This is a genomic window from Pseudomonas sp. AL 58, from assembly GCF_036348395.1.
Classification (GTDB): domain Bacteria; phylum Pseudomonadota; class Gammaproteobacteria; order Pseudomonadales; family Pseudomonadaceae; genus Aquipseudomonas; species Aquipseudomonas defluvii.
On sequence record NZ_JAZBQR010000057.1, the window covers coordinates 1 to 997 of the forward strand.

Genomic DNA, 997 nt, shown 5'->3' on the forward strand with positions numbered 1-997 from the left:
GTACAGGTCATCGGTGTAGGCACGGGTCAGCGCCGGGTCCTGGGCGACGTGCGCGGGTAGCAGCGGTGTGCAATCAAAGCCGCACAGTGCTTGTACCGCCGTGGCCGTTTGCAGTTTTTCCTGGTGTTCCTGCTCGAACAGTGCCTGTTCCAGGCGCCGCCCGGTGAGGTTCAGGCTCAAGTCGTCAACCAGCGCCAACGGGTCGTCGAGGGCGATGAACAGTGCCGTGTTCTGGTCTGGCACGTAGCCACGAATCAGCGCTTCCTCGAAATCCCGCTTGAACGGCCGGTCGGGGTCGGATGGGTCGGCATCGGTGGGCAGCGTGGTGCTGAGCAGGTTCGGTGCAGGCTGGTCCTGTACGCGGATATCGGCCACGCTCTGGCCCAGTTGCACCAGTGGCGCACCGTGGGCAACCTGGTAGGTGTCGCAGTAGTCCGGCAGGTCGAGGTCGCGCAACCAGGGCGTTTTCAGGCCACCGGAACGCATGGCCTCGCACAGCCGCCAGGTCCATTGCACCGGCGAAAAGGCCAGGTGCAAGATGCTGCGGCGGGGGTACAGCAGGTACGGCCGTGATTCGCCGGGGTTGGTTCGCAGGTCCTGGCCAATTTCCAATGCGGTCCAGGTGTGGCGGATAAACAGCCGCCCGATGACCTGGTACTCGTGGAAGGTCTTGTCGACGCTGTCCCAGACATACAACCAGCCGTCCCGCAGTTGGCGCAGGGTGTAGCTGCGGGTTTTCAAGGTGGGCTGGAGTTTGGGTGCCCAGCCTTTGGGCAGTGGATGCGGGCCTTGTGCTTGGCCTTTTTCCGGGGACGCGTCAATCGCGTAGCGCACCGGAAAGATGGCAACCTCGGGGGATTTCATCGGGCAACAGCCGCGCCCCACCGGAACATTGTCAAAGGCTTGCCTGAGACGCGCCTGCCTAAGCTCTGCCGGACTGGCTTCCTGATTCATGTTGCATCCTTGTCTAATTCGATTGCCAGGCAGTGGTCATCCA

Annotated in this window: 1 protein-coding gene; it reads right to left on the minus strand. The window is 62.8% G+C overall.

Annotated elements, in window-relative coordinates; translation table 11 throughout:
* Nucleotides 1-864 (minus strand): toxin VasX (locus UIA24_RS23015; RefSeq protein ID WP_330524042.1); only part of this gene is annotated, 864 nt, incomplete at its 3' end.
* Nucleotides 865-997: the final 133 nt, after the last annotated feature.